Raw genomic sequence first — 25276 nt, forward strand, 5'->3', positions numbered from 1 at the left:
CGATGGCAGGCCGGCTGCAAGGAAAGATCGCAATCGTCACGGGAGCGGGCCAGGGCATTGGTGCCGCCACGGCCCGCGCCTTTGCGATGCATGGGGCAAAGACCGTTATTGCCGAACTGAATGCGGCAAGCGGGAAAGCGATCGCCGACGAACTGCTGGCACAAGGCGCGGACGCTTTGTTCGTCGAGACTGACGTCACCGACGCATCCGCAGTCGCGGACATGGTCGCGCGGACGATCACGGCCTATGGCGGCGTCGACATTCTGGTCAACAATGCCGGTGCCAACGTCTTCTACGAACCATTGATGATGCCGGATGAGGAATGGGAGCGCTGCCTCAAGCTCGACCTCCAGGCCGCGTGGTTCTGCGCCAAGGCGGTTTTGCCGACGATGTTGGCGAAGGGCTCGGGGTCCATCGTCAACATAGCGAGCTGTCACGCCTTCCAGATCATTCCCCATACGTTCCCGTATCCGGTCGCCAAGCATGCACTTTTGGGCCTGACCCGTTCGCTCGCCATCGAATACGCCGCACGCGGTATCCGCGTGAACGCGATCGCCCCCGGCTATATCGAGACGCCGATCGCGGACGCCTACTGGAACACATTCCCGAACCCTGCCGAGGAGAAGCGGCGAGCCTACGACCTCCATCCGCCCAAGCGCATCGGTCGGCCGGACGAGGTTGCAATGACGGCGGTTTTCCTCGCTTCGGACGAAGCGCCGTTCATAAATGCCGAGACGATCACCATCGATGGTGGGCGCTCGGTTCTCTACCACGACTAGCAACCACCAAAGAGCTCTCAGGGAGGATCTTCATGAAAACCACAACAAAGGCTTTGGCGACATTTGCGGTACTGGCTGCCGGACTGATGGGTGGCACAGCAAGCGCAGACGAAATCAAGATCGGCTACATCAACAAGATGGGTGACCATCCATGGTTTGTCGCCGAAGTTGGTGGTGCCAGGAAAGCGGCTGAGGCGGCAGGGGCCGCGTTCGTGTCGCAGGACGTCCAGTTCGACGCCAATTTGACGATCACGACCTTCGATACGATGGTCGGCGATGGTGTGAAAGGCATCGCCATCGTCGTCCCCGACAAGGCGCTGGGACCAGTCATCGCGGAGAAAGCAAAGGCCGCAAAAATTCCCTTGGTGGCGGTCGACGACGATATCTACTACCAGGATGGCACCCAGGTCCCCTATGTCGGCATGAATGCCTACAACATCGGTGCGCGGGTGGGCGAAGAGCTCGCCAAGCTCTACAAGGCCGACGGCTGGGCGGGGAAAGAGGTGCGCATCGCCTCGATCGAGGATCGCAAGGCCGACACCTGCATGCAGCGCAACAAGGGCGCGGAAGAAGCGTTCTTGAAGGCGGTGCCCGATTTTAAGCCTGGGAATATCGTGCGCGTCCCCTACGACAACACGATGGTCAACGCCATCGACGTGATGACCACCACATTGACGGCCAATCCCAGCGTCACGAACTGGATATTCTACTCATGCAACGATGACGGCGTACTGGGTGGTGCGCGAGCACTGGAGAATGCCGGCTACACCGCAGACCAGGGCATGGGGATAGGCATCGACGGGAGCCGCGCCTGCGACGCCTTCGGATCAGGAAAGCCATCGGCATTCCGTGGCACGATGTGGCTCAATTCGGAAAATCACGGCGCGCTTGCGGTGAAGATTCTCTTGGCCTCGATCAAGGATGGAACGAAGCTGCCGGTTCAATCCTTCACCGACCCGGAATACATCACCGCCGACAATTTTGCGTCGGACTACAAAGCCAAGCTCTGCCACTGAGCCGGCTACGCGTCATGCGCCGCAGGGCGCGTGACGCTCTTTGGGCCGGCAGGTTGTCAGCGCGCACACGCCACCGACACGGGATCGATCCTCGGGAGTGAGCTTTGATGCAATCGGATTTCTTCTCGCTCGATAGGATATCCAAACGCTTCGGCGTCGTGCAGGCGCTCGACAACGTCTCGATTGCCTTTCGGCCGGGAGAGGTGCTCGCCCTGGTTGGCGAGAATGGGGCCGGCAAATCGACGATGATGCGAATTCTCGAGGGCGTGTTCGAGCCCGACAGCGGCACTGTGCGGCACGGTTCCACGCCGATCGTTTTCGGCGAACCGCGCGACAGCCACAGAGCCGGAATACGCGTCATCCATCAGGAGCCGGAGATCGTTCCGAACCTGACCGTGGCCGAGAACATTTTCGTTGGGGAACTGCCGCGGCTGGCGGGCGTCCTGCTCGACTGGCACAGGCTGGAGGAGCAGACCGACCGGGTGCTTGCGACCTTCGGCATGCAACAGGATATGCGGCCGCGGCAACTCTGCAGCACGCTTGGTCCGGCGCAGCGTCAGATGATCGAAATCATGCGCGCAATACGTGCCGGCGGCCAGTTGATCGCATTCGACGAGCCGACCTCGTCACTGACCGACGACGAAGCGCGCCGTCTGTTTTCAGTAATCCGCCGGCTGCGCGAAGAGGGCACTTCGATCGTCTACATCTCTCACCGGCTGAACGAGATCATCGACCTAGCAGACCGCATTGTCGTTTTGCGGGACGGCCGGCTGGTCGACGATTGCCCCGCTGCCGGTGCCAGCGAGCAGACCATAGCCAAGCTCATGGTGGGCCGCGACATCGCCGATCTGTTTACGCGCGAGACGTGGCAATCGGGGCAACCGTTGCTGGAGGTGACGGGCCTGACCACCGACCACGTCACCGATGTGAGCCTCAAGGTCCGCCGCGGTGAGGTGCTCGGCATCGCCGGCCTTATGGGGGCGGGCAGATCCGAACTGGCGAAGGCGATCGTCGGCTATGATCGGCGCCTCGGCGGAACCATAACGATGAATGGCGTGCCCGTTGACTCTAACAGCCCACATGCAGCGATCGTGGCGGGCATCGGCTTCGCCCCGGAAGACCGCAAGCACGAAGCCCTGCTGCTGTTCCGCAGTATTCTTGACAACGCTTCGCTTTGCGTGCCCGACAGGACGTCGACCTTCGGCTTCTTCAACCGGCGCAAGGCGCTGGAGATTGTCTCACCGCTCGCAGCAAAGATGTCGATCAAGGCGCCTAACCTCGACGAACAGGTTTCGAAACTGTCGGGCGGCAATCAACAGAAGGTCGTTCTCGCGCGCTGGCTTGCGCGGCAGCCTATGCTTCTCATCCTCGACGAACCGACCCGCGGCATCGACATCGGCGCCAAGGCGGAAATCTATCGCCTGATCGATGAACTCGCCGCCAGCGGCATCGGCGTAATCCTGATTTCCTCGGAAATGCCGGAACTGATCGGGCTCGCCGACAGGGTGCTCGTCATGGCTGGAGGCCGGATCACCGCCGAACTTTCCCGCCCCGACATCGACGAGGCGACGATCCTGAAACACGCAATGCCGCAATCTGTACCATCGCTCGGAGGACAAATTCAGTGAATAGCCTTGAGCTCAGGACAGCAACAGCACAAACCGACAAAAGGCGCGCCCCCTTGCGCATCGCGGAGCGCATCGGCATTCACAATATAAGCCTTTTGGTTGCTCTCGCCATCCTCGTGCTCATTTTCGGCACCCTGAGAGGCGACGTGTTCTTCTCAAGCCGAAACCTGCTGAACATTGGCCTGGGCATCACCATCCTGGGTGTTCTGGCGATGAGCCAGACCGTGGTCATTGTCGCGGGCGGACTTGATATCGCCGTCGGCGCAATTGTCGGTCTGACCACTGTATCGACGGCAATGGCCATCCAGTCGACGGGCTCGCCCGCGGTGGGCATCGTTGCCGGCCTGGTCCTGGGCGGTCTTGCCGGTCTCGTGAACGGCATCATCATCACCTATGGGCGGGTCAACGCAGTCATCGCGACTCTCGGTACGATGGCGATCTTCCGCGGCATCGCATTCATCATGTCCGATGGGCAATCGATCGCGATCTTCAGCGACACGTTCCGCTTCATCGGGATCGGACGAATCCTCGGCCTGCCTCTGCTGATCTGGATTCTCCTGCTGACCGCGATCGTGTTCCATCTCTTCCTTGCCCGGTCGATCGTTGGGCGTAACATCTATGCCCTGGGCGGCAATCCCGTTGTAGCGCGCTTCTCCGGCATCAACATCAACCGCTACCGCGTCGGCATCTACATCATGAGTGGCGTGGCGGCCGGATTGGCCGGGATTCTGTTGGCTGCCCGTACAGGCTCGGGGCAGCCCGTATCCGGATCCCAAGGTCTGGAACTCGAGGCCATCACAGCGGCCGTGCTGGGTGGCTGCGCCTTGCAGGGCGGGAAGGGTACGATCATCGGCGCGCTGCTGGGCGTCGCCATCATTGGCGTCCTCAACAACGGGATGATACTGACGTCCGTGCCAACCTTCTATCAGTTGCTTGCCAAGGGCTCGCTGCTGATACTTGCCGTGGTAATTGCCGAGTACCACTTGAACAGGACATGACGATGGACGCGGCGATCGCTTCGACTGGCCAGGGCAAGCAGGACATTCCTGCCGCGGATGGCACCACGTCATCGCTCAAGGATCGCATCGCACGCGATCTAGGACAGCGCATCCTCGCCGGTTCCTACGCGCAGCATTCCGTGCTGCCAACGGAAGCCGAACTTTGCGTCATCTACGGGGCGAGCCGCACTGCACTTCGCGATGCTCTTCTGACGCTTTCGGCGAAAGGATTGATAGAGGCACGCAAGCGGGCCGGGACGCGTGTACGCGCGTCGAGCGAATGGAACAGGCTGGATGCACAGGTTCTGGAATGGATGCGCGATATCGAGCCCGACCTCGATTTCGTCCGCGGATTGATCGAAGCGCGACTGGTCATTGAACCCGCTGCCGCCCAACTTGCCGCCAAGATGGCGACGTCAGGCGATCTCGCAGTCATCGAAGCGGCCTATGAAGCCATGCGCATTGCTCCGCAGGACGATCTCGCTGCGTGTCTCGATGCCGACGTCAGGTTTCATACCGCCATTCTTCGTGCCAGCCGCAACCCGGTGTTCGCCAATCTCGGCAATATGCTTGCGGCCGCTCTCAGCTTCTCCTTCCGCTTGACCACATCGGCCACCGCCAATTACCAGCAGACGCTCAGCGCCCATGGCGACGTGCTGGAGGCAATTAGGATGCGCAGGGCGGACGACGCTCACGATCAGATGAAGGCGCTCATCGGGATCGCGTCGAACGACCTTCTTGCAGTGGCTCGCAAAGGCCGCCGCCAACAGCCGATCGCCGCTGCCAAGGCCGATATCCTCTGAAGCGGATGGTCGGGACGGTCAAGATCAGAAGCGGAGACCTGTCTGCTGAAATCGTCCCATCGCTTGGGGCCGGTCTTGCGCGACTGGACCATGGGCGCGTGCCGCTCTTCAGGCCTTGGCCAAACGGCGGGAGCAGCAAACCGTTCGACCTTGCCTGCAACCTGCTTTTGCCGTGGTCGAATCGCATCTCAGGCGGCGGGTTCACATTCGACTCCAAATTCCACGAACTGCCTGCCAATGTTGCAGGCGAGCCATTTCCCATCCACGGCAATGGATTTTCCAGCGAGTGGGACGTCGACAGCGTAGCGCAAGACAACGCGAAGCTGTCCCTCATCAGCAACGGGCCCGGCCCATACCGATATCGCGCCGAGGTGAGCTACGCGCTGTTCGGACAGGGGCTCGAGTTGAAGCTTCGCATCGTCAATCAGGCATCGATCAGATTGCCGTTCGGGCTTGGCATCCATCCATGGTTCCCGAGAACGGCACGAACCGCGCTTGATGCGCCGGCCTCGCAGGTTTGTCTCGAACTGCCCAACCATCTCCCCGAACGATTTGTGGATGTCAAAACCCATGCCGATTGGAATTTCGGCGCCCCAGTCGTATTGCCGAGTGGATGGATAAACAATCTGTTTGCCGGTTGGAGCGGCGTCGCCACCATATCGTGGCCGGAGCACAGTTGCAGCCTGCGGATTGAAGCTTCATCGCCCTTGAATTTCTACCTGATCTATTCGCCATCGGACGAGAGCGACTTCTTCTGTTTTGAACCGGTCAGTCATGCTGTCGATGCTCACAATCGTGGTTCGATCGACAAATGGAATGGACTGTCGGTGCTTGGGCCTGGCGAGGGCCTGGCAGCCCGTTGCAGCTTTGCCGTCAGTTAGGCGGACCTCAGCTGCGCCCTCGAATTGGCGGATCTCGGCCAGGGCTAGCCGTCGGCGATCCAATCCGAGAGGCTGCGGGCAAAACTTCGCGGCACGATAAGTTCGCACGCGGTCTCGCCGGTGCGCAGGAAGAGCACGGACACGTGATGGAAGGATGTCAGCACGGCGCGGCCCGGAGCGGCGGCCGGCGCGTGCCAGTCGACGGCAATGCAGCCGGACAGAAGCCTTGCGATACCAGGGCCGGCCATTTTCAAACGAACACGACCTTCCGCGAGGGGAACGGAACAGCCGAGATTGGGGTCGACGGCAAGCGCAGGCGCTTGCGTGCCTTCGTCGAGAGCCAGCCAGAGGCGGCGAGGTGCAACGCGGATAATTAGAAGCCCCTTGTGGCGAACCGTCTCTCCGACCGAAGCGGGAAGTTTCTTGCCCAGCGGCGCCGAGACGCTCTCTTCGAAGTGCGTCAATGTCGCGTCCCAGCCCTCGATCTGGATAAGCGGACAATCTGCCACGGACAGGCTGAAATCCCGAAAGCTAGCCACGCAGCCGTTCTCCCTGTGGATCGACGAATACCGGCGAGACAACGCGGGCGCGAACCGTTTCGGCCTTCATCGGATAAACTGCTACGACCTCGCTTCCTTCTGCCGCGACATCACCGGCAAGCAGGGCCAGCCCGACATAATGGCCGCGTTCGGGGCTGAAAGTGACGGAGGTGACGCGACCGCGCCCATGGCCATGGGGTTTCTCATCCGGCAGGAACAGGATGGCGCCGCCGCGCAGGCGTTTTCCGTCCTCAATGCATTCCAGTCCGACCAGGCGCTGTCGGTTGGGGGCCTGGAGGGCAGGGCGCCGTCGCAGGACGTCGCCGACGAAGCCGCTGCGCTTGCCGGCCATGCGGCCGAGGCCGAGATCGTCGAGCGTCGTGCGCCCGTCGATCTCAGGTCCGGCGACATGGCCCTTTTCGACCCGCAGCGCGCCAAGCGCCTCGACGCCGTAGGGCTTCAGCTCGAGCAGTCTGCCGGCTTCGAGCAGACGGCTCCAGAGCTGTTCACCGGCAGTGGCGCCGACATAGATTTCGTAAGCGCGCTCGCCGGAATAACTGAGACGCAAGATGCGGAGCCCACGGCCCTCCCACTCGCTTTCGAGTAGTCCCATGTGCGGAAGTGCCTCATCGGAAACGTCAAGGGCAGGAAAAGCGGCACCGAGGATTGCGCTGCTGTTAGGCCCGGCAACCGACATTGCCGCCCATTCATCGCTGACCGAGGTGACGGCCACACGCAAATCCGGCCAGGCCGTGTCGAGCAGGAATTCGAGACGCGACAGCACATCGGCGGCCTTGGCGGTCGAGGTCGTCATGAAGAACCGGTTTTCCGCCAGCCGCGTCGTGGTGCCGTCGTCGAAGACGATACCGTCGTCGCGCAGCATGATGCCGTAGCGGGCGCGGCCTACCGCCAGTTTGGCAAAGCCGTTGGCGTAGACGCGATCGAGGAAGATTGCCGCATCCGGGCCCCGGACATCGATCTTGCCGAGCGTGGAGATGTCCATCAGCCCCGCGGCCCGGCGCACATTCCGCATTTCGGCGACATACGCGTCGTTCACGCCACGTCCCGACTGCCGGTAGAAATAGGGCCGCATCCAGAGCCCGACCTCGAGCATCTCGGCGCCGTTCGCCATGTGCCAATCGTGCATCGGCGTGCGGCGGATCGGCTTGAAATGATGGCCGATGGCGCGCCCGGCGAGCGCACCGATGGCAACCGGCGTATAGGGCGGGCGGAAGGTCGTGGTGCCGGTCCCACGAATCGTTGCGTTGCGCAGCGCTGCCATGGCGGCAAGTGCGGGAAAATTGCTGGTCTTGCCCTGGTCGGTGCCCATGCCGAGCGTGGTGTAGCGCTTCAGGTGCTCGACCGATTCATAACCCTCGCGATGGGCGAGCTCGATATCCCCGGTCGTCACGTCCATCTGGAAATCGACGAAGGCCTTTCCACGTCCAGCGGGCAGGGCTTCGCGAAGGACGCTCGAGCCGGTCTCACCGAGATCGAGTTTCGATGGAGCGGACACTGGTGCCGACTTGCCGCAGGAGGCTGCCGCTTCGATGCCGGCGCGATGGCCGTCCTCGACGGCAGCGACTGTCGCATAGGCCCCTATCATTGCGCCGGCGCCGAACTGGCTGGCTGAAAAGACGCCCGGCACGAAGCCGTCAATGTCGTCGCGATACACAGGTTTGACACCGAGGTGTGAGGTGAGATGCACGGTTGGCGACCAGCCGCCGGAGATGCAGACCAGGTCGCAGGCGGCCGAAGATTGTCCCTCCGGACCATTGAGCGTTACGCGCCTGACGGCATGGCCGCCATGCAGGTCGACGATGCGCGTTGCGGCCCGCACCACCACGCCGAGCCGTCCGGCTTCTGCGGCAAGTGCTGCGGGCGGGACGGGGCGCAGATCGGCAACCGTCACCTCCGCGCCGGCTGCGGCATAGTCGAAGGCGGTGCGCCAGGCACCGTCATTGGCGGTGGCGACGACGATTTTCTTGCCCGGCAGGACGGCGAAACGGTTGAGATAGGTCCGGGCGGCCGAGGCAAGCATGACGCCGGGCCGGTCGTTGTTCGAGAACACCATCGGCCGCTCGATGGCGCCGGTGGCGAAAACGATCGAGCGGGCGCGCAGCATGGTGACCGTTTGCCGTGTCTGGCCATTCGGCTGCGGATTGGTTGGATCGCGCTGTTCGACCAGTCCCAGGACATTGCCGTCATAGCTGCCGAAAGCGGTGGTCCGCTTCATCACCCTGATGGTTTCGAAGCCCCCCAACTCGGCCTCGGCCTGCCGCAGCCATGCGGCCGCTGCGCTGTCGGACGGTTCCGCCAGAAGCTGGCCGCCAAGCAGGAAATCCTGCTCGATCAGCGCGACCCGCGCGCCGGCCGCGGCGGCCGCCCGCGCCGCCGACAATCCCGCCGGGCCGCCGCCGACGATGGCGACATCGGCGAAGGCATGACGAACCTCGTAGTGGTCGGGATCCGCGCCGGTGCCGGCTCTGCCCAGACCGGCAGCCTTGCGGATAAAGTGCTCGTAGAACATCCAGGCGCGGCGCGTCGGGCCCATGAAGGTCTTGTAGTAGAAGCCGGCTGACAGAAACGGTGCCAACAGCCCGTTGACGCTTTGCATGTCGAAGGCAAGCGATGGCCAGCGGTTCTGACTCTCCACGACCATACCGTCGGCGAGTTCCAGTGTGGTCGCCGGCAGGTTCGGCTCGCGCCTGCCGGCGGTCCCGAGCGTAACCAGCGCATTCGGCTCTTCGGGGCCGGCGGAAAAAATGCCGCGCGGGCGATGATATTTGAAGCTACGCCCGACCAGCGTGACGCCATTGGCGAGCAGCGCGGAGGCAAGCGTGTCGCCGCGATATCCAGCCAGCTTGCGGCCGTCGAAGGTAAACTCGACCGGCTGCTCGCGAATGATGCGGGCACCCACCGACAGCCGTTTGCGGTTTGAACTCATGCCGGTGACTTCCTGAGAGTTGATTTCCTGGCCCACAATTTTCTGGCGAAGTCGACGGCTGCGATGGCATGGTTGCGGGTGTCGCGTTCGACCACCAGCCATTGCCGGCAACCGGTCACGTGCTGCCAGAATTCACGGTGCGGGCCGGCCGGGTTTGTCCTGACATAGACATAACGGTACCAGGCCTCCGGATCGGGATCGTCATGGGCCGGACGCTTGACCGAGGCATCGCCGCCATAGCGGAACTCGTCATGGTCACGCGGGCCGCAGCAGGGGCATTCGATGCGCAGCATTTTGTCCCGCCTCCTATTGCAGCCAGGCGGAAGGGCCGACACCGGCCTCATCGAGCGTGTGGCCGGTGCGGAAACGATCGAGCCCGTAGGCCGCGATCAAAGGATGCGGCTTGCCGGTGGCGATCGTGTGGCCGAAGCACCAGCCGGAAGCCGGCGTCGCCTTGAAGCCGCCATAGCACCAGCCGCCGTTGAGATAGAGTCCCTCGATCGGCGTCGGGCAGATGATCGGGCTGGCATCGGGGGTCATGTCCATGACGCCGCCCCAATGGCGAAGCAGACGGACGCGCGAAATGCATGGCATCAGCGCAATCGCTGCCTCCGCCACTTCGCGCACGACGCCGAGATTGCCGCGCTGGGCGTATGAATTGTAGCCGTCGAGATTGCCGCCGAAGACCAATCCGCCCTTGTCGGACTGGCTGACGTAGAAATGGTCGGCGCCATAGGCCACGACGTGATCTACCAGCGGCTTCAGCGGCTCGGTGACGAAAGCTTGAAGCACATGGCTTTCGATCGGCAGTTCAAGCCCAGCCTTGGCGCCGAGCACGGACGTGTGGCCAGCGACCGCGAGGCCGACCTTGCCGGCGCCAATCCGGCCTTTCGTCGTTTCGACGCCGACGATCCTGTCGCCGTCACGGACAAAGCCTGTCACCTCGCAGTTCTGGATGATGTCCACGCCATGGCTGTCGGCGGCACGCGCATAGCCCCAGGCGACGGCGTCGTGGCGTGCCGTGCCCGCGCGGCCCTGAAAGATCGCGCCATGGATCGGGAAGCGGGCGGTGTCGGAAAAATCGAGATAGGGCACCAGCCGGCGCACGTCTTCGCGGTCGAGGATGTCGGCGTCGATGCCGTTCAGCCGCATGACGTTGGCGCGGTGGCTGAAACCGTCGAGCTGATCGGCCGAATGCGCCGTGACGAGTTGACCGCGCTGGGAGAACATCACGTTGAAATTCAGCGCTTGAGACATGTCCTCCCAAAGCTTCATCGAGAATTCGTAGAACTGGGTGTTGCCGTCGAGCAGGTAGTTGGAGCGGATGACGGTGGTGTTGCGGCCGACATTGCCGCCGCCGACATAACCCTTTTCGAGCACCGCGACGTCACGGATGCCGTGGTTCTCGGCGAGGTAGAAGGCGGTGGCGAGGCCGTGTCCTCCGCCGCCAATAACGATCACGTCATAGGACGATTTTGGCTCCGCGGCCCGCCAGGCTCGCTGCCAGTTCTTCTGGCCTGACAGCGCGTTGCGGAAAACCGAAAATGCCGAGTAGCGCGCCATGTGTGCAGGCCTATCGAATGATCGGGCCGGCCGGCGTGCGGGTAAGCACTTCGGCGCCCGCATCGGTCAACAGCACCGTGTTGGAGACGAAGTCATTGCCGCGACCAGTGCCCATCAGCCACGACAGGATGTGGAAGCTCATCCCGGTTTCGATCTCGAGGTCGGAATCGTGTCGCAAGCCGGTCACCGAATTGCCGCCGGTCCATGACGGCGGCTGGCCGGCGCCGACAAGGTAACCGCAGTGATGGCGGCGATAGTGGGAAAGACCGGCCTCGTCGGCGACGGCCTGCCAGGCGGCGTAGACATCGCGCGCCTTGGCGCCCGGCCGTAGCGCCTCGACGACCGCGTTGAACGCCTTGGCGGTCACCTCCGCCATTGTGGCGTCTTCATCGCTGATGTGGCCGATGCGAACGAGCCGGCCGAGCGGGGCGTGGTAGCGCGAGATGCATCCGGACAGTTCGACAAAGACCGGCTCGCCCTTGCGGTAGATCCCGTCGCCCCAGGTCGTGTGCTCTTCACCCAGGCGCGCGGCCGGGCGGATGAACGGTCCGAAGCCCGGCGCATGACCGCCGGCGCGGATCATTGCCGCAACACATTGGGCGGCGACCTCCTGTTCGGAAGCGCCATCGGAGATCGCCGCGATCGCGGCACCGGCGGCGGCGTCAGTCACTTGTGCCGCCCGCCGCATCAGCGCCTGTTCTTCTTCGCCTTTCACCCGCCGCATTTTGTCGATCAGACCGGAGACATCGCTCCACTTTGCATCGGCTTTCATCTGGAGTGCCACGGCAAGTCCATGGCTAAGGCCGGCTGTCCAGTATTCGAGGCCGATCCGCTTGCCGGATAGGCCGAGCTCTACCAGCACCCGCGCGGCAAGGTCGGCCGCCGTTTCGCTGTCGGAATGGCCACGGAATTCCGCTGCCTTCACCTGCTTCTCGATCGTCACCTTCTCCATCGAGCGGGTGACCAGGACAGGTTTTCCCCGGCGCGGGACAATCAGCAGGTGAGGGGCAAAATACCCCCAGTGATCAAGCCCGGTGAGATAGAAGACGTTCTCCGGCGAGGCAAACACCGCTGCGTCGAGCTCACGCTCAATCAGTGCAGTACGGACCTTTGCCAGGCGGCCGGCGATTTCGGCTTCGGAAAAAGGATTGCGGTCCATCGGGCGTCCTCGTGCTTGTTGCCGGCTTGCTGGCGGGCATGGTCTTTTCGGCAGCCGGGTTCCCGGCCGCCATGTCAGTCGATGACGATGAGTTCGCGCGCCACATCGCAGAGGCGTTCGCCGCCGCGTTCCGTGACGACGAACGATTCCGAGATGGCGATGCCGAAATCGTCGAGCCAGACGCCGGCCATGAAATGGAAGCACATCCCAGGCTGCATCTCGGTAGTATCCCCGGGACGAAGGCTTGCGGTGCGTTCACCCCAATCGGGCGGGTATGCGAGCCCGACCGGATAGCCGACGCGGCTGTCTTTCTTCAGCCCGTTCCGTCGCAGGACTGCCTGCCAGGCGGCTTCCACCTGTTCGGCGGTGTTGCCGGGGCGCGCCTTCTCGAGGCCAGCGTCGACACCCTCGACGATCGCCTTGGCCATGTCGAGGATGGCTTGCCGCGGCTTGCCGAAATGTACCGTCCGGGTCAGCGCCGCATGGTAGCGGCGGCGCACGCCGGCGATCTCCAGAATGGCGAGGCCGCTGTCCGGCAGCGGCGCGTCGGACCACGTCAGATGCGGCGTGCTGGTGCCCTCGCCAACGGGCATAAGCGGACAGATCGCGGCATAGTCGCCGCCCGCTCCGGGCACGCCCATGATCTGTGCGTGATAGATTTCCGCAATGACATGGTTTTGCGGCACGCCGGGCCGCATTTTCTCGATGGCGCGGTTCATCGCATGCGTGCAGATCGCACCCGCCTCGCGGATCAGCACCAGCTCGGCTTCGGATTTGACCAGCCGCGCCCAGTTGACGAGATCGTGGTTGTTGGCGAAGTGCGCGTCGGGCAGTCCCTCGACAAGGTGGGCGTGGCAGCGCGCAGTGTAATAATGCGCGTCCATCTCGACGCCGATACGGGCCTTTTCCCAGCCGCGCGACCGGATCAGTCGGGCGAGTTCGTCATAGGGGTGTTCGACGGGCTGCTGCACCAGCCGCTCCGAGAACGGCACGATGTTTGTCTCCGGCAGGCCGGTTGTCAGGCGCGCGCTCTTGGCATCCTGCGCCCTGCCGAACCAGATCGGCCGATCCTCCTCCAGATGGACGAGGACGCACTGCGGAACATAGAACGACCATCCGTCATAGCCGGTCAGCCAGCACATGTTGGCTGGATCCTGACAGACGATGAGATCGAAGCCGGCTTTTTGCATGCGTGTCTTCACGCCGGCGAGGCGCTGCCCATACTCCGCTTGCGTGAATGTCCCGAACCCGTCCGCGGTCGCCACCGAAATGCTTGCCTTCCAGGTACGCCGCTTGCCCTTTGATCAACATGGGCAAACAGGCCAAATTGTGCACAACTCGACGTCAATTTGTTGGCTAACTACGAATTATCGCCGAGTTTTCATGGTTTCTATATCTCTGCTTGCGAAATGTCTAGGGCAGTTGTATACGTCTTATCAAGCAGGCGTCGACCTCGAAGAAGGCCGCGCCCTGGGAACCATCCACAGTTGTCCAATGGGAGAAAAGCATGCTCAATTCATCGATATCGCGCCGCATGGTCGTGAAAGCGGCTGCCTGCATCGCGCTCGCCGCGACGTCATTGACGCCGCTATCCGCTCACGCCGAAACCACCCTCGAACGGGCCAAGAAGGACGGCTACATCCGCGTCGGTTTCGCCAACGAGGCGCCGTTCGGTTACGCCACGCCTGACGGCAAGCTGACCGGCGAGGCTCCTGAAGTCGCCAAGGCGGTGCTCGCCAAGATGGGCATCCCGCAGGTTGACGGTGTGCTGACCGAATTCGGTTCGCTCATCCCGGGTCTCAAGGCCGGCCGCTTCGACATCATCGCCGCCGGCATGTTCATCAACCCGAAGCGCTGCGCCGAGATCAATTTCTCCGAGCCGTCCTACGGCATCGGTCAGGCCATGCTGGTCGCAAAAGGCAATCCGAAAGGCGTGAAGGACTTTTCCAGCTTCAAGGAAAATCCGGATCTCAAGCTCGCCGTGATGGCCGGCGCGGTCGAAGGCGGTTACGCCAAGGACGCGGGCGTCGCCGATGGGCAGATCGTCGCCTTGCCCGACCAGTCCAGCCTGGTCGCGGCCGTCCAGTCGGGCCGCGCCGACGCTGCTGCGCTGACCGCTCTTTCGATCGCCGACATGGCCAAGAAAGCCGACGGCGTCGAATCGACCAAGCCCTTCGGCGAGGTTGCCGGCAAATCGGTGAAAGGTCATGGCGGCTTCGGCTTCCGCAAGGAGGACACCGACCTGCAGCAGGCGTTCAACGCCGAGCTGAAGAAGTTCATCGGTTCGCCGGAGCATATTGCGCTGGTCGAGCCGCTCGGCTTCGGCAAGGACTACCTCCCCAACAAGACCACCGCGGAGCTTTGCGCGGGCAAGTAGGTTCCCAACTGCTGGCGGCGCGAAAGCGCCGCCCTTTTTTCCCGGGGGAATCGCATGGGTATCCGTACGCTCGTTGTCATGCTGGTCATCGCGCTCGTCGTGATCGGCGCCTTGGCAACACAGGAAAGCTATCGAGTGTTCATGCCGGGGCTGCTGCAAGGCGCGGTCCTGACAATCGAGATCGCCGTCCTCGGCAGCCTGCTCGCAATCGTCATGGGCGTGCTTGCAGCACTTGCACGGATGTATGGCCCGGCGCCGCTCAGATGGCTGGCCACGGTCTATGTCGAGATCTTCCGCGGAACGTCGGCATTGGTACAATTGTTCTGGCTGTTTTTCGTGCTGCCGCAATTCGGCGTCACGATCAACGCATTCGTGGTGGCAGTCCTGGCACTCGGCCTGAACGTCGGTGCCTACGGGTCGGAGGTCGTGCGTGGCGCGATCCTGTCGGTCGCTCGCGGCCAGTGGGAGGCGTGTACGGCCTTGAACATGAGCCGGCCACAGATGTTGCGCCGGATCATCCTGCCACAGGCCTTTGTCGCGATGATCCCGCCTTGGGGCAATCTGTTCATCGAGCTTCTGAAATCGACAGCGCTTGTGTCGCTGATCACGCTGTCCGACCTCGCCTTCAAGGCGCAGCAAATGAACCAGAATACGTTCAAGACCATTCCGATCTTCACACTTGTCCTTTTGATGTACCTGGCAATGTCGCTGGTTCTCACCATCGGCATGCGGCTTCTCGAAAGGCGGGCATCGATCGGACTGGCGCGAGGGAAGGCAGCATGATTTGGGACTGGGCATTTGCTTTTGAAATCCTGCCGGTGCTTGCCCGCGCGGCCATCGTCTCCATCGAGGCGACGCTGATCGGCTTTGCACTTGCCGCCTCGCTTGGCCTGGTGCTGGCCGTCGTCCGTATCGCCGTGCCGTGGACCGGCTGGACAATTTCGGTGCTGGTCGAACTGATCCGTTCGACCCCGCTGCTTATCCAGATATTCTTTCTCTATTTCGTCTTTCCGAAATTCGGTGTCGTGCTCGACGCCTTCACCGCCGGGGTGCTGGCCATCGGCATCCACTATGCCGCCTATTGCTCCGAGGTCTATCGCGCCGGTTTCGACAACATCCCTCGCGGCCAGTGGGAAGCCTCGATCGCACTTAATCTTTCGGCCTGGACAACGTTCCGCGACATCATCATTCCGCAGGCGATTCCGCCGATCGTTCCAGCGCTCGGCAACTATCTGGTTGCCTTGTTCAAGGAGACGCCATTGCTTTCCGCAATCGCCGTGCTGGAGCTGATGCAGACGGCCAAGATCATTGGCTCCGAAACCTTCCGCTACACCGAGCCGATGACGCTGGTCGGTCTGTTCTTCCTTGCCATGAGCCTGGTTTCTGCTGCGCTCATTCGCTCCCTCGAAGGCCTGCTCAACCGGAGGACCATGCGATGACGGAACAACCGATGGTTCGCTTCGACAATGTATCGAAACGCTACGGCACGTTAACCGTTCTCGACGGGCTTAATCTGGAAATAGCACGCGGCGAAAAGGTCTCCATCATCGGCCCGTCCGGCTCCGGCAAGACGACGGTGCTGCGCATGCTGATGACGCTGGAGACGATCAATGACGGTGTCATCTGGGTTGAAGGCGAGCCGCTGACCCATATGGAGAGGAACGGCAAACTTGTTCCCGCCGATCTCGCCCACATCCGCAAGATCCGCGCCAAGATCGGCATGGTGTTCCAGTCGTTCAACCTGTTCCCGCACATGACGGCGATGCAGAACTGCATCGAGGCACCGATAACCGTGCTAGGCATGAAGCGGGCCGATGCGGAGGCGCGTGCCGCCGAACTGCTCGACATGGTCGGCTTATCGGATAAGAAGGACCACTATCCCTCGCAGCTCTCGGGTGGTCAGCAGCAGCGTGTCGCCATCGCACGCGCTTGCGCCATGCGGCCCAAGATCATGCTGTTCGACGAGGTGACCTCGGCCCTGGACCCCGAACTCGTCGGCGAAGTGCTTGAAGTCATCCGAAAACTTGGTAGGGAGCATGACCTCACCATGCTGATGGTCACCCACCAGATGGGATTTGCCAAGGAATTCTCCGATCGTGTCTGCTTTTTCCACGCGGGCAAGATCTGCGAGCAAGGGCCGCCAGGCGAGTTGTTCGGCACCCCCAAGAACGAGCGGACACGGCAGTTCCTGCACGCTGTCCTGGAGGCTGGATGACGCTTGAGACAGATGCCACGCCCACAGCCGTGACCGCCGCGCCGCCACGTCCGCTGTCGGCCCGGGAGCGATTTGAACGCATTTACCGGATACTGCGCGACCGCATCTGCCTGCTCGATTATGCGCCGGGAAGCCATCTGTCCGAGGAAGAACTTGCCCAGGAATTCGAGATCAGCCGCACGCCGGTCCGGCGTGTCCTGGCGCGTCTCGAATCCGAGGGTCTGGTTCAATCCGTCCACGGCGTCGGCACGATCGTCACCGATGTCGATATCGAGGAATTGCAGCAGGTCTATCATTTGCGCCTGGAGCTGGCGCTCCTCGTCGGCAAGCTTTCGCCGATCCCGCGCACGGCGGACGATCTCGACCGGATACGGGCGCTCATCGCGCGTTGCGATGCCGATATACTCAATCCCGACCAGCGCGCTTTCCTGCGCCTCAACATGGATTTTTTCTACGAGCTCACGGCGATGACCGGCAACCAGCCGCTGCGCGAGATCAGCGAGCGCCTGTATTTTCAGGTCGCGCGCGTCGTCCTGAAGATGATGCCGCAATTGGGCCTTGTCGAGGAGTTCACCGCGTTCCGCCGCGAAATGGAAGAGGTCCTTGCCGCCGCCGAGATCGGTGACTGGGAGTCCATAGGGCACATAAGGCGGGCGCACATCTCAATGAGCTTTCGCCGCATGATGCGTCATGCAGGCGAGGCGAATCTGGATAGAGCAACATAGTCAGCCCCTCGGGGTTGTGCTGGCCGCCAAGGTCGGCGACAGCGATAGTCAAAACCGAATGTGCGGTTTCATAGCAGTCTCCTCTGGTCGAAGAACGCGCCGAGAATTCACTGGCAGTGCAGCAGATAATGAATCTGTCGCGGGGTGCTTCCCGTCAGGCGGCGGCTCTCGCGGACAAGATGCGCCTGGTCGGAATAGCCCGCTTCGGCCGCCAGCATGGCGGTGGAGCTGCTGGAGCGGCTCGAAAGCCGCAGAAAGCGCTGGTAGCGGAGGATACGGTCAAGCGTCTTGGGGCCATAGCCGAAGCTCGTGTCGAAGCGCCGGCGCAACGTCCTTTCGCTCATCTCGAGCGCGCGCATCAACCAAGGGACGAGCGGCGCGTCGGGTGGCGGCCCGCGCTCGATCAAACGATATGCCGCCTGCATGGGAACGTCGGTCGCGGGCGCGGGCACCTCCTCGGCGACGACCTGTTGGAGCGAGCAGGCCATATCCTCGAGACTGTCGCTGGCGCGCACGCGGCTGGCGAGGCGGCGAGCTCGCGCGCCCCACAGATCTTCGAGCGACAGCCTCTTGCCGACCAGCTCGATTTGCGGCACGCCGAGCCATGCCGCCGCCGCGGCAGGATGGAAGCGCAAGCCGATCACGACCTCGTCCGCCGCTAGAACCTCGGTCTGCGGTTCCTTGTCAGGGCCGGCAATTCGGAAGCTGCCCCCGATCCATTGCAAATCGATCGTTGTGTCGGGCATGATGACGATTGGCGGTGAGCCCGCCGGGTCCATTCGATGCACCCACACCGAAGCAAAGCTCCCGCGAAGCCGCGCCGACGCTGGACGTTGCTGAAATGAACCCGTTGCCTGCGCTGGGACGGGATCGCTCATCTCGCTCCCCTTCGGATTAGCGGCGGTGAACCTACGGCGCAGCGGCTGCGCCCGGCCGTCGCTCGAGACAACGTCTTCCAATCGAGAACGGTTGCAAGAATGGGTTGTTTTCTTCCGGCCGGAACGAAGAGGGCAGGTGGGGGGCGATGCGACGTGCATCGCCAGTGTGCGGCTCATACGTCAATGGCCGTTCTGTTCAATAAGGCAAGCGAGATGCGTGCTTATCTTTCGGCGTCGTACATCACATGAGAGGTATGCGTCATGAGCAACAACAACGACCAACGGATCGACTACGTCGAATTCAACGTGAAAGACATTCAGCGGTCACGCGACTTCTACGGAAAGGCGTTCGGCTGGACCTTCACCGACTACGGCCCGCAATATTGCGAGTTCAACGACGGTCGCTTGTCAGGTGGCTTTGCTGCTGGCCCAGCGAGGTCCGGAGGAGGCCCGCTCGTCATTCTCTATGCCGATGATCTGCCGGGAACGGTCAAGCGTGTCGAGGAAGCGGGGGGCAAGATCGTCAGGCCGATTTATGGCTTCCCCGGCGGCCGGCGCTTTCATTTCGCGGACCCGGACGGTTACGAGCTAGCGGTTTACACCGAAGACGGCAGCAATGAATGATCGCGTTCCTCCCACCTCGGGTTTGGTTTTGCTCGGCGGCGTCTTGATTTGGGCGGGCGCCGAGCATGTCCTCAGATTTCGGGCGATTGCAGCGTCCCTGGCCGGGCGGGGCTTCCTGCTCCCAAGCCTCTTCTCGCGGCCGGATCGGTGCTGGAGATCGCAGGCGGCTTTTGCCTCGCAACGGGCCTTGGTGGACCCTTTCCCGCCGCAGCCCTGGCCGTATTCACCATTACGGCGTCGTTCATGGCGCTCAACTTCTGGCCTACAGCGGCGATGAACGCGAAGCGCTTCGTACCGGCTTCACCAATGTTGCCGTCTTGGGCGGGTTGATTGTCGCCGCGACCACTAGCCTGTGATCATCATTTCGGGGCGGCGGCTTCGTCTTCATCTGCAATCAGCCGCTGGTCGTTGGTGATCCGGTGTTGTTGCAGCATCCGCCTATCGCTGCCAGAAGGGCAGCTTGGCGATCTCTTCCTCGGCCTGTCGCCTCGTCAGACCGATATCGTCGATCAGATGGGGATTGGTCTGCGCCAATCGCTTGAGATCCCAGCGAGAGCGTGTCGGCTCGCGCCAAGCCGCGATAATGCTTCGCAGCGTCGCCAGGCTGTAGCGCCGAGGCGATGCTTCCGCCGGCCGCGTTGCCTCAAGCGGGGCCGAGGCAAAGGTGGGAATATCGTTCATGGCAACCTCCATGTGGTTTGAGGGGCCCATACGATTTTGGGAGTGTGGGGCCCTCGACCTGAAAGAGGCTGAATTCTGCAGGATACGACCGGCGTCGTAATTAAGCTCTCCCAAATAGTTCTCAAAACTTCCAAACGGGCTATAGATGCGCCGTATGCAGGGACCGCGCTTTGCTTTTGGTCCGTTCGTGCTTGATCCGGGTGTGGGAACGCTCCTTCGGAACGATGTCCCCGTTGCCGTTAGCTACCGCGGGCTAAAGCTGCTTGCGGCGCTCGTCGGACGGTCCGGCGAAATCCTTGAAAAGGCTGAGTTGATGGACGCGGCGTGGCCGGGTACAGCCGTCGAGGAAGGCAACCTCACCGTCCAGATCGCAGTGCTGCGGAAGCTGCTTGGCCCGGCCGCCGACGGCGGTGAATGGATCGCCACGGTTCCGCGCGTCGGCTACCGCTTCACGGGCGCCGTCGAACAGCTCGGCGGCGCGAAGCGAAAACCTTTGCCGCTGCCCGACAAACCATCGATAGCCGTGCTGCCCTTCGTCAATGTCAGCAACGATCCCGAACAGGAATCCTTCGCGGACGGGTTGACCGAAGACCTGATCACCGACCTGTCGAGGGTCTCCGGCCTGTTCGTCATCGCACGCAACTCGGCCTTTGCCTACAAAGGAAAGGCGATGGACGTGCGCGGGATCGCTGAGGACCTTGGCGTGCGCTACCTGCTGGAGGGTAGCGCAAGGCGCGCCGCGGGGCACGTGCGCATCAACGCACAGCTGGTCGATGCGGTGAGTGGCGATCATCTATGGGCGGAACGCTTCGATCGCAGCCTGGAAGATATTTTTGCCGTTCAGGACGAGGTCACCGGCAAGATCGTCGCGGCGTTACTCGGCCGGCTGCGTGCACCGCCGCCGCGCAATCGGCCCCAAAATCTCGAGGCCTACGATCTCTGCGTGCGGGCGCGCAAGCTGATGGATGATTCGCCGCAGACGGCGCAGGAAGCGCATCTGATGCTGACCCGCGCGGTTTCGCTCGATCCGGAATATGCCGAGGCCTATCGCTGGCTTGCCATGAACCACTGGATGGGATGGGTGCATTCCGGCGGACCAACCGAAACATCCCGTAGCGCTGCTTTGGAACTCGCGCGCAAAGCCGTGGCGATCGACCCCAACGATGCCGGCTGCCGCTGGGTTTTGGCTTACCTGCTTGCCTACGAGCGCCGCTTCGCCGAGGCGGATGAGGAATTCGCCAAGGCGATCGAGCTCGACCCGAACGAGGCCGATGCCTGGGCGGCATTGTCCGACATCGCGGTCCTGGCCGGACGGGTCGAGGAGGGTCTTGAGCACATTCGCAAGGCGTTCCGGCTGAATCCGTTCCCGGCAAGTTGGTATTATCTCGCGCTCGGCCAGGCGCAATATGCAGCCGGCGAATACGAAGCCGCTGTCGAGACACTGCGCAGGGACGAGACCTATCGTACAAGCTCACGCCGTTTCCTGGCGGCAAGCTTTGCCCAACTCGGCCGGCTCGATGAGGCGCGCGCAGAGGTCGAACTGTTTCTCGTCGGCAACCCGCATTTCACAACCCGCCACTGGGCGGCGACGGAGCCATTCCGCGACGCTGCGACGCTTGAGCATTTCGTTGACGGCTTCCGTAAGGCCGGCCTTCCGGAGTGACGCGCCGGCGCCGTCGCACGGTTCGTGCGACCTATTCCTCAAAGCGACCCGTGGCGTCGCGATCGCGCTCGTATCGTCTCGTGAGCGGAAACGGCGGCAACCAGGACTCGCGACGGATGATCCAGCTTTCGTAGGTTGGCATCAGTTGGTCAGGCGCGTCCAGCGATCCCAGGTTCACTTCGATTTCGTCGCCGGTGCGTCCGAAAATGGACGAGCCGCAGCGGGGACAGAAAAACCGCCCGGCATAGTCGCGTGTTTCGCCGTCGATCGTCACCGCATCCTGAGGAAATATCGCGGAAGCGTGAAAAAGGGCTCCATGATGCTTGCGGCAGTCGAGACAGTGACAAAGGCCGACCCGGTATGGGCGTCCCGACGCGACAATTCGGACGTTGCCGCACAGGCACCCGCCGGTGAATCGGTCCATGCTGCGTCTCCTCCAAAATCAAGCGGCCGGAATGGTTACAACGACCGGCACTGTTGTTGCAATCGCCGCGCCGCGGGCGGGGACATGTCGTTCTTCCGTGGCGATGACATTGCAGCCGCCTCTCTATGCCTTATGCGAGCTTGCCGCCGAAAATAGGCTTTGGTTTGTCATATGGAACGAAACGGCGCGTTCCATTGAGCCGCCAACTCGGCGGCCGAGGCGAGCTTGACTCCGCAGTCGGCGAGTATGCGTGCGACCGTCCCTACCGCCTCGGCGTTGGAGGAGGCGATGCTGCCGTTCGGAAGGAAAAGATTGTTTTCGAAGCCGACCCGGACATGGCCCCCAAGCAATGCGGCGGCGGTCACGCACGCCGCTTCGTTGCGGCCGAAGGCGCAGACGCTCCAATGGTCGAAGCGCGGCATGTTCGCCGCGAGGAATGGCAAGAGATCGGCAGGAACGGATGTCTGTCCCGGCGTGTAGCGGCCCAGCACGTAGAGAACCGGTATGCTTGCCCAGGGAATCAGTCCGCGCTGCTGCATGTCCGAAAGCCTGACGGCCTCCTCGGGCGAATAGAGGATGATCTGTGGCGCAACCCCCTCGGTGTGCAGCCAGGCCATGAAGCGCACGAAGGCGAGTTCCGATCCGGCGTCAGGAACGATTTCGCGAAGCGCCAGGGAGACAGCTTGCGGCTTCACATCTTGTACGACGGCCATCTGTTGGGCCGGCGAATAGATACCGAGTGCTTCGGAGGTGATCTGGATTACCAAGCGGTCGCCGGCAGCACCGCGGATGGCGGCGATCGCCTGGCGGTAGGCGTCGGCTTCGAGCAGATGATTGCCGCTTCGGTCGCGGACATGAACGTGGATCATAGCCGCACCGGCATCGGCGCATTCCGCGGCCGTCCTCGCAAGTTCGGCTGGTGTCAGCGGAATCGCCGGATGGTCGGCCTTGCTGCGACGTCCCCCGTTCGGGGCGACGGCTATGGCGATGCGGTCGACACCATGGGCCGGCTTCATGGGAAGGTTCTGTAAGCGACAAGATTCATATGAATCATCTTTGATCACACTGAAACAGACGTTGCAATCGCTGGCCTGGCGAGCTAGCAATATCCATGGACCAGGAAGAGCTTGCTGGACAGATCGTCACTGCCTTCGACGGCATGTCGGCGCAGCTTCGGTCCGCCGCGCGCTATGTCCTTGATAAGCCGTATGATGTCGCGCTGTTGTCCATGCGCGAGCAGGCCCGGCACGCAGGAGTGCAGCCGGCGACGATGACGCGGCTGGCCCAGCATCTCGGCCTTGATGGCTACGAGGCGGTACGCGATATCTACGCCGCCGCGATCCGGGACGGCGAAATCGGTTTCGCCGGCAAGGCGGGCCTTCAGGTCGCCAGCCAAAAGCTCAAGGGCGACCACGCGCTGGCGGCCGATATTCTGGATTCGATTTCCAGCCAGCTTGCCCATCTCGCCGAACGCAGGTCGATCGACCGTCTGGTCGAGACGGCCAGGGCGCTGAGTGCGGCAAGGCGCGTCTATTGCCTCGGCCTGCGCTCGAGCCACGCAGTGGCCTGGCATCTGCATTACATCCTGTCGCTGATCGGCGAGAAATCGGTGCTGCTACACGGCATCGGCGGAACCGATGGCGACGCCCTGGCCCATGCGACCAGGGACGACGTGCTGATCGCCGCCAGCGTCCTGCCCTACACGCGCTTCACCATCGAGCTTGTCGAGTACGCTGCCGGCCGCGGCGTACCGGTCATTGCGATCACCGACAGCGGGGTAGCGCCCTTGGCGCTGCTTGCCGATCACCTGGTCGTCGTGCCGACCGGCAGCCCGTCCTTTTTCCACACCATGACGCCAGCTTTCATCGTTGCTGAGGTCCTGGGTGCTCTTGTCGCAGGGCAGGCAGGCGAGGGCGCTGTTGAGTCGCTGCGACGTTTCGATGAGCAGGGCGCCGCCCTCAAGACCCATCTGAACCAGCGTCCGCCGAAGAAAATGCCCATGAGGGACCGTCGATGACACACATTCTTCATCGAACCATCCACTCGACGCTGCCGGTCGCCGCTCGCGGCCAAGGCATCGAACTGTTCGATGCCGAGGGCAAGTCCTATATCGACGCGTCGGGCGGCGCCGCCGTGTCCTGTCTCGGCCACGGTCATCCTGACGTGATCGCCGCGCTGCACGCCCAGCTTGACCGCATCGCCTACGCACACACCGGCTTCTTCACCACCGAGGTGGCGGAGCGCTTGGCGGATCGGCTGGTCGAGGACGCGCCGAAAGGGTTGGACCACGTCTATCTGGTCAGCGGCGGCTCGGAGGCGGTCGAGGCCGCGCTCAAGATGGCCAGGCAATATTTCGTCGAGAAAGGGGAGCCGCAACGGCGCCATCTCATCGCACGCCGGCAGAGCTATCACGGCAATACGCTCGGCGCTCTCGCCACCGGCGGCAACGAATGGCGGCGCGCCCAGTTCAGGCCGTTGCTGATCGAGACCCACCATATCGACCCCTGTTACGCCTATCGCTATCAAAAGCATGGCGAAAGCGACGAAGCCTATGCGGCGCGCGCCGCTCAGCAGCTCGAAGACAAGATCCTTGAACTCGGCCCGGACGAGGTCATCGCCTTTGTCGCCGAGCCGGTGGTGGGTGCGACACTCGGCGCCGTGCCGTCGGTCGCCGATTACTTCAAGCACATTCGCGCGATCTGCGACCGTTACGGCGTGCTGCTCATTCTCGACGAAGTGATGTGCGGCATGGGCCGTACCGGCACGCTGCATGCGTGCGAGCAGGACGGCATCGCTCCCGACCTGCTGACCATCGCCAAGGGGCTCGGCGGAGGCTACCAGCCGATCGGCGCGGTGCTGCTTGGCCGGCATATCTTCGACGCCTTTGCCCAGGGCTCGGGCTTCTTCCAGCATGGACATACCTATATGGGGCATCCAATGGGGGCGGCGGCCGGCCTTGCCGTGCAGGAGGTCATCCGGCGCGACCGCCTGCTCGACAACGTCAGCGCAATGGGCGCGCAGCTCGACGAACGCCTGCACCAGCGCTTTGATAATCACCATCACGTCGGCGACATTCGCGGACGAGGTCTGTTCAGGGGAATCGAGCTGGTGGTCGATCGCGCCAGCAAGGAACCGTTCGACCAGAGACTTGAACTCAACGCTCGCATCAAGCGCGAAGCAATGGCCCGCGGCCTGATGATTTATCCGATGGCCGGGACGATTGACGGTGTGCGGGGCGTTCATGTGCTTGTGGCGCCGCCTTTCATCATTTCCAGACAGGATATCGATCGGATCGTCGAACGGCTCGGTGAGGCGATCGACGCTGCGATCGCTTCAGCGGCCTGACCCGCGCGACGCGGACCGCCTCAATCAGTTC

Annotated in this window: 26 protein-coding genes; 16 read left to right on the forward strand and 10 right to left on the reverse strand. The window is 62.7% G+C overall.

The annotated features are described in order from the left end of the window. Positions 1–2 precede the first annotated feature (2 nt). The 6 genes from NKI79_RS22285 to NKI79_RS22310 all read left to right on the forward strand — a co-directional run bounded on the left by NKI79_RS22285 (position 3) and on the right by NKI79_RS22310 (position 6105). On the forward strand, positions 3–779 hold the full coding sequence (locus NKI79_RS22285; protein ID WP_254818517.1) for an SDR family oxidoreductase: 777 nt from the start codon (positions 3–5) through the stop codon (positions 777–779). Positions 780–811: 32 nt separating this feature from the next. Next, on the forward strand, positions 812–1795 hold the full coding sequence (locus tag NKI79_RS22290; protein WP_352804490.1) for a substrate-binding domain-containing protein: 984 nt from the start codon (positions 812–814) through the stop codon (positions 1793–1795). A 107-nt stretch (positions 1796–1902) separates the two neighbouring features. Next, the gene (locus NKI79_RS22295) at positions 1903–3423 is read left to right on the forward strand and encodes a sugar ABC transporter ATP-binding protein (RefSeq protein WP_352804493.1); all 1521 of its coding nucleotides are present in this window, start codon (positions 1903–1905) and stop codon (positions 3421–3423) included. Beyond that, positions 3420–4421, forward strand: a complete 1002-nt coding sequence (locus tag NKI79_RS22300) for an ABC transporter permease (protein ID WP_352804495.1) — start codon at positions 3420–3422, stop codon at positions 4419–4421. Before NKI79_RS22295 ends, NKI79_RS22300 begins: the two co-directional genes overlap by 4 nt. A gap of 2 nt (positions 4422–4423) precedes the next feature. After that, positions 4424–5224, forward strand: coding sequence for a FadR/GntR family transcriptional regulator (locus NKI79_RS22305; RefSeq protein ID WP_352508675.1), 801 nt, complete (start codon positions 4424–4426; stop codon positions 5222–5224). Between the two features lie 5 nt (positions 5225–5229). Further along, entirely contained in the window at positions 5230–6105 is an 876-nt protein-coding gene (locus tag NKI79_RS22310) for an aldose 1-epimerase (RefSeq protein ID WP_352804498.1), read from the forward strand. Positions 6106–6149: 44 nt separating this feature from the next. Here the strand turns inward: NKI79_RS22310 and NKI79_RS22315 are convergent, their stop codons facing one another. The 6 genes from NKI79_RS22315 to NKI79_RS22340 all read right to left on the reverse strand — a co-directional run bounded on the left by NKI79_RS22315 (position 6150) and on the right by NKI79_RS22340 (position 13578). Then, complete coding sequence (locus tag NKI79_RS22315; RefSeq protein ID WP_352804501.1) at positions 6150–6644, reverse strand: sarcosine oxidase subunit gamma family protein; 495 nt, start codon at positions 6642–6644, stop codon at positions 6150–6152. After that, positions 6637–9591, reverse strand: coding sequence for a sarcosine oxidase subunit alpha family protein (locus NKI79_RS22320; RefSeq protein WP_352804504.1), 2955 nt, complete (start codon positions 9589–9591; stop codon positions 6637–6639). Before NKI79_RS22320 ends, NKI79_RS22315 begins: the two co-directional genes overlap by 8 nt. Continuing rightward, on the reverse strand, positions 9588–9884 hold the full coding sequence (locus tag NKI79_RS22325; protein ID WP_352804506.1) for a sarcosine oxidase subunit delta: 297 nt from the start codon (positions 9882–9884) through the stop codon (positions 9588–9590). Before NKI79_RS22325 ends, NKI79_RS22320 begins: the two co-directional genes overlap by 4 nt. Positions 9885–9897: 13 nt before the next feature. Beyond that, the gene (locus NKI79_RS22330; RefSeq protein ID WP_352804508.1) at positions 9898–11154 is read right to left on the reverse strand and encodes a sarcosine oxidase subunit beta family protein; all 1257 of its coding nucleotides are present in this window, start codon (positions 11152–11154) and stop codon (positions 9898–9900) included. 10 nt (positions 11155–11164) lie between these two features. Then, positions 11165–12313 (reverse strand): M24 family metallopeptidase, encoded by a 1149-nt coding sequence (locus NKI79_RS22335; protein ID WP_352804510.1) that lies wholly within the window; start codon positions 12311–12313, stop codon positions 11165–11167. A gap of 74 nt (positions 12314–12387) precedes the next feature. Next, positions 12388–13578 carry a M24 family metallopeptidase gene (locus NKI79_RS22340; RefSeq protein WP_352804513.1) on the reverse strand — a complete coding sequence of 397 codons (1191 nt, stop codon included), beginning with the start codon at positions 13576–13578 and terminating at the stop codon, positions 12388–12390. 242 nt (positions 13579–13820) lie between these two features. Here NKI79_RS22340 and ehuB point away from each other — a divergent pair, with 242 nt between their 5' ends. From ehuB to NKI79_RS22365, 5 genes are read left to right on the forward strand one after another with little or no spacing between them, the layout of a single operon-like run. Further along, a complete protein-coding gene (ehuB, locus tag NKI79_RS22345; protein ID WP_352804516.1) occupies positions 13821–14690 on the forward strand; it encodes an ectoine/hydroxyectoine ABC transporter substrate-binding protein EhuB in 870 nt (289 codons plus the stop codon). Positions 14691–14744: 54 nt separating this feature from the next. Continuing rightward, the gene (gene ehuC, locus NKI79_RS22350) at positions 14745–15473 is read left to right on the forward strand and encodes an ectoine/hydroxyectoine ABC transporter permease subunit EhuC (RefSeq protein ID WP_352804519.1); all 729 of its coding nucleotides are present in this window, start codon (positions 14745–14747) and stop codon (positions 15471–15473) included. Next, a complete protein-coding gene (gene ehuD, locus NKI79_RS22355) occupies positions 15470–16129 on the forward strand; it encodes an ectoine/hydroxyectoine ABC transporter permease subunit EhuD (RefSeq protein WP_254818530.1) in 660 nt (219 codons plus the stop codon). The genes ehuC and ehuD overlap by 4 nt, the downstream gene beginning before the upstream one ends. Then, positions 16126–16905 (forward strand): ectoine/hydroxyectoine ABC transporter ATP-binding protein EhuA, encoded by a 780-nt coding sequence (ehuA, locus tag NKI79_RS22360; RefSeq protein WP_302895675.1) that lies wholly within the window; start codon positions 16126–16128, stop codon positions 16903–16905. Before ehuD ends, ehuA begins: the two co-directional genes overlap by 4 nt. Continuing rightward, the gene (locus NKI79_RS22365; protein ID WP_352646047.1) at positions 16902–17630 is read left to right on the forward strand and encodes a GntR family transcriptional regulator; all 729 of its coding nucleotides are present in this window, start codon (positions 16902–16904) and stop codon (positions 17628–17630) included. The genes ehuA and NKI79_RS22365 overlap by 4 nt, the downstream gene beginning before the upstream one ends. Positions 17631–17737: 107 nt before the next feature. Here NKI79_RS22365 and NKI79_RS22370 read toward each other — a convergent pair whose 3' ends face one another. Continuing rightward, the gene (locus tag NKI79_RS22370; protein ID WP_502909845.1) at positions 17738–18508 is read right to left on the reverse strand and encodes a helix-turn-helix domain-containing protein; all 771 of its coding nucleotides are present in this window, start codon (positions 18506–18508) and stop codon (positions 17738–17740) included. Between the two features lie 261 nt (positions 18509–18769). Between NKI79_RS22370 and NKI79_RS22375 the strand changes: the two genes are divergently transcribed. Both NKI79_RS22375 and NKI79_RS33290 read left to right on the forward strand, forming a co-directional pair. Next, positions 18770–19132 carry a VOC family protein gene (locus tag NKI79_RS22375; RefSeq protein WP_352804525.1) on the forward strand — a complete coding sequence of 121 codons (363 nt, stop codon included), beginning with the start codon at positions 18770–18772 and terminating at the stop codon, positions 19130–19132. A gap of 48 nt (positions 19133–19180) precedes the next feature. Beyond that, positions 19181–19462 (forward strand): DoxX family membrane protein, encoded by a 282-nt coding sequence (locus tag NKI79_RS33290; protein WP_502909842.1) that lies wholly within the window; start codon positions 19181–19183, stop codon positions 19460–19462. Between the two features lie 108 nt (positions 19463–19570). On the opposite strand, the gene NKI79_RS22385 is transcribed toward NKI79_RS33290, so the two are convergent. Continuing rightward, entirely contained in the window at positions 19571–19813 is a 243-nt protein-coding gene (locus NKI79_RS22385) for a DUF1127 domain-containing protein (protein WP_352804529.1), read from the reverse strand. 154 nt (positions 19814–19967) lie between these two features. On the opposite strand from NKI79_RS22385, the gene NKI79_RS22390 reads away from it, so the two are divergent. Beyond that, a complete protein-coding gene (locus NKI79_RS22390; protein ID WP_352804575.1) occupies positions 19968–21476 on the forward strand; it encodes a winged helix-turn-helix domain-containing tetratricopeptide repeat protein in 1509 nt (502 codons plus the stop codon). 31 nt (positions 21477–21507) lie between these two features. On the opposite strand, the gene NKI79_RS22395 is transcribed toward NKI79_RS22390, so the two are convergent. Both NKI79_RS22395 and NKI79_RS22400 read right to left on the reverse strand, forming a co-directional pair. Continuing rightward, positions 21508–21900 (reverse strand): GFA family protein, encoded by a 393-nt coding sequence (locus tag NKI79_RS22395; RefSeq protein WP_352476748.1) that lies wholly within the window; start codon positions 21898–21900, stop codon positions 21508–21510. Positions 21901–22067: 167 nt separating this feature from the next. Continuing rightward, positions 22068–22916, reverse strand: a complete 849-nt coding sequence (locus NKI79_RS22400) for a beta-keto acid cleavage family enzyme (RefSeq protein WP_352804532.1) — start codon at positions 22914–22916, stop codon at positions 22068–22070. 95 nt (positions 22917–23011) lie between these two features. On the opposite strand from NKI79_RS22400, the gene NKI79_RS22405 reads away from it, so the two are divergent. Further along, positions 23012–23917 (forward strand): MurR/RpiR family transcriptional regulator, encoded by a 906-nt coding sequence (locus NKI79_RS22405; RefSeq protein WP_352508688.1) that lies wholly within the window; start codon positions 23012–23014, stop codon positions 23915–23917. Beyond that, positions 23914–25245, forward strand: coding sequence for an aspartate aminotransferase family protein (locus NKI79_RS22410; protein ID WP_352804535.1), 1332 nt, complete (start codon positions 23914–23916; stop codon positions 25243–25245). The genes NKI79_RS22405 and NKI79_RS22410 overlap by 4 nt, the downstream gene beginning before the upstream one ends. Positions 25246–25276 lie beyond the last annotated feature (31 nt).

Origin of the sequence: Mesorhizobium sp. M0340 (assembly GCF_040321535.1) — a bacterium.
In the GTDB taxonomy this organism is placed as follows: Bacteria; Pseudomonadota; Alphaproteobacteria; order Rhizobiales; family Rhizobiaceae; genus Mesorhizobium.

What these genes read in the sequence shown, in the direction of transcription:
- NKI79_RS22320 (WP_352804504.1), bottom strand. Translation starts at nt 9,591, where the DNA reads ATGAGTTCAAACCGCAAACGGCTGTCGGTGGGTGCCCGCATCATTCGC.
- NKI79_RS22305 (WP_352508675.1), top strand. Translation starts at nt 4,424, where the DNA reads ATGGACGCGGCGATCGCTTCGACTGGCCAGGGCAAGCAGGACATTCCT.
- NKI79_RS22330 (WP_352804508.1), bottom strand. Translation starts at nt 11,154, where the DNA reads ATGGCGCGCTACTCGGCATTTTCGGTTTTCCGCAACGCGCTGTCAGGC.
- NKI79_RS22335 (WP_352804510.1), bottom strand. Translation starts at nt 12,313, where the DNA reads ATGGACCGCAATCCTTTTTCCGAAGCCGAAATCGCCGGCCGCCTGGCA.
- NKI79_RS22400 (WP_352804532.1), bottom strand. Translation starts at nt 22,916, where the DNA reads ATGAAGCCGGCCCATGGTGTCGACCGCATCGCCATAGCCGTCGCCCCG.
- NKI79_RS22395 (WP_352476748.1), bottom strand. Translation starts at nt 21,900, where the DNA reads ATGGACCGATTCACCGGCGGGTGCCTGTGCGGCAACGTCCGAATTGTC.
- NKI79_RS22370 (WP_502909845.1), bottom strand. Translation starts at nt 18,508, where the DNA reads ATGAGCGATCCCGTCCCAGCGCAGGCAACGGGTTCATTTCAGCAACGT.
- NKI79_RS22385 (WP_352804529.1), bottom strand. Translation starts at nt 19,813, where the DNA reads ATGAACGATATTCCCACCTTTGCCTCGGCCCCGCTTGAGGCAACGCGG.
- ehuD (WP_254818530.1), top strand. Translation starts at nt 15,470, where the DNA reads ATGATTTGGGACTGGGCATTTGCTTTTGAAATCCTGCCGGTGCTTGCC.
- NKI79_RS22285 (WP_254818517.1), top strand. Translation starts at nt 3, where the DNA reads ATGGCAGGCCGGCTGCAAGGAAAGATCGCAATCGTCACGGGAGCGGGC.
- ehuC (WP_352804519.1), top strand. Translation starts at nt 14,745, where the DNA reads ATGGGTATCCGTACGCTCGTTGTCATGCTGGTCATCGCGCTCGTCGTG.
- NKI79_RS22410 (WP_352804535.1), top strand. Translation starts at nt 23,914, where the DNA reads ATGACACACATTCTTCATCGAACCATCCACTCGACGCTGCCGGTCGCC.
- NKI79_RS22375 (WP_352804525.1), top strand. Translation starts at nt 18,770, where the DNA reads ATGAGCAACAACAACGACCAACGGATCGACTACGTCGAATTCAACGTG.
- NKI79_RS22365 (WP_352646047.1), top strand. Translation starts at nt 16,902, where the DNA reads ATGACGCTTGAGACAGATGCCACGCCCACAGCCGTGACCGCCGCGCCG.
- NKI79_RS22310 (WP_352804498.1), top strand. Translation starts at nt 5,230, where the DNA reads ATGGTCGGGACGGTCAAGATCAGAAGCGGAGACCTGTCTGCTGAAATC.
- NKI79_RS22290 (WP_352804490.1), top strand. Translation starts at nt 812, where the DNA reads ATGAAAACCACAACAAAGGCTTTGGCGACATTTGCGGTACTGGCTGCC.
- ehuB (WP_352804516.1), top strand. Translation starts at nt 13,821, where the DNA reads ATGCTCAATTCATCGATATCGCGCCGCATGGTCGTGAAAGCGGCTGCC.
- NKI79_RS22390 (WP_352804575.1), top strand. Translation starts at nt 19,968, where the DNA reads ATGCAGGGACCGCGCTTTGCTTTTGGTCCGTTCGTGCTTGATCCGGGT.
- NKI79_RS22325 (WP_352804506.1), bottom strand. Translation starts at nt 9,884, where the DNA reads ATGCTGCGCATCGAATGCCCCTGCTGCGGCCCGCGTGACCATGACGAG.
- NKI79_RS22405 (WP_352508688.1), top strand. Translation starts at nt 23,012, where the DNA reads ATGGACCAGGAAGAGCTTGCTGGACAGATCGTCACTGCCTTCGACGGC.
- ehuA (WP_302895675.1), top strand. Translation starts at nt 16,126, where the DNA reads ATGACGGAACAACCGATGGTTCGCTTCGACAATGTATCGAAACGCTAC.
- NKI79_RS22295 (WP_352804493.1), top strand. Translation starts at nt 1,903, where the DNA reads ATGCAATCGGATTTCTTCTCGCTCGATAGGATATCCAAACGCTTCGGC.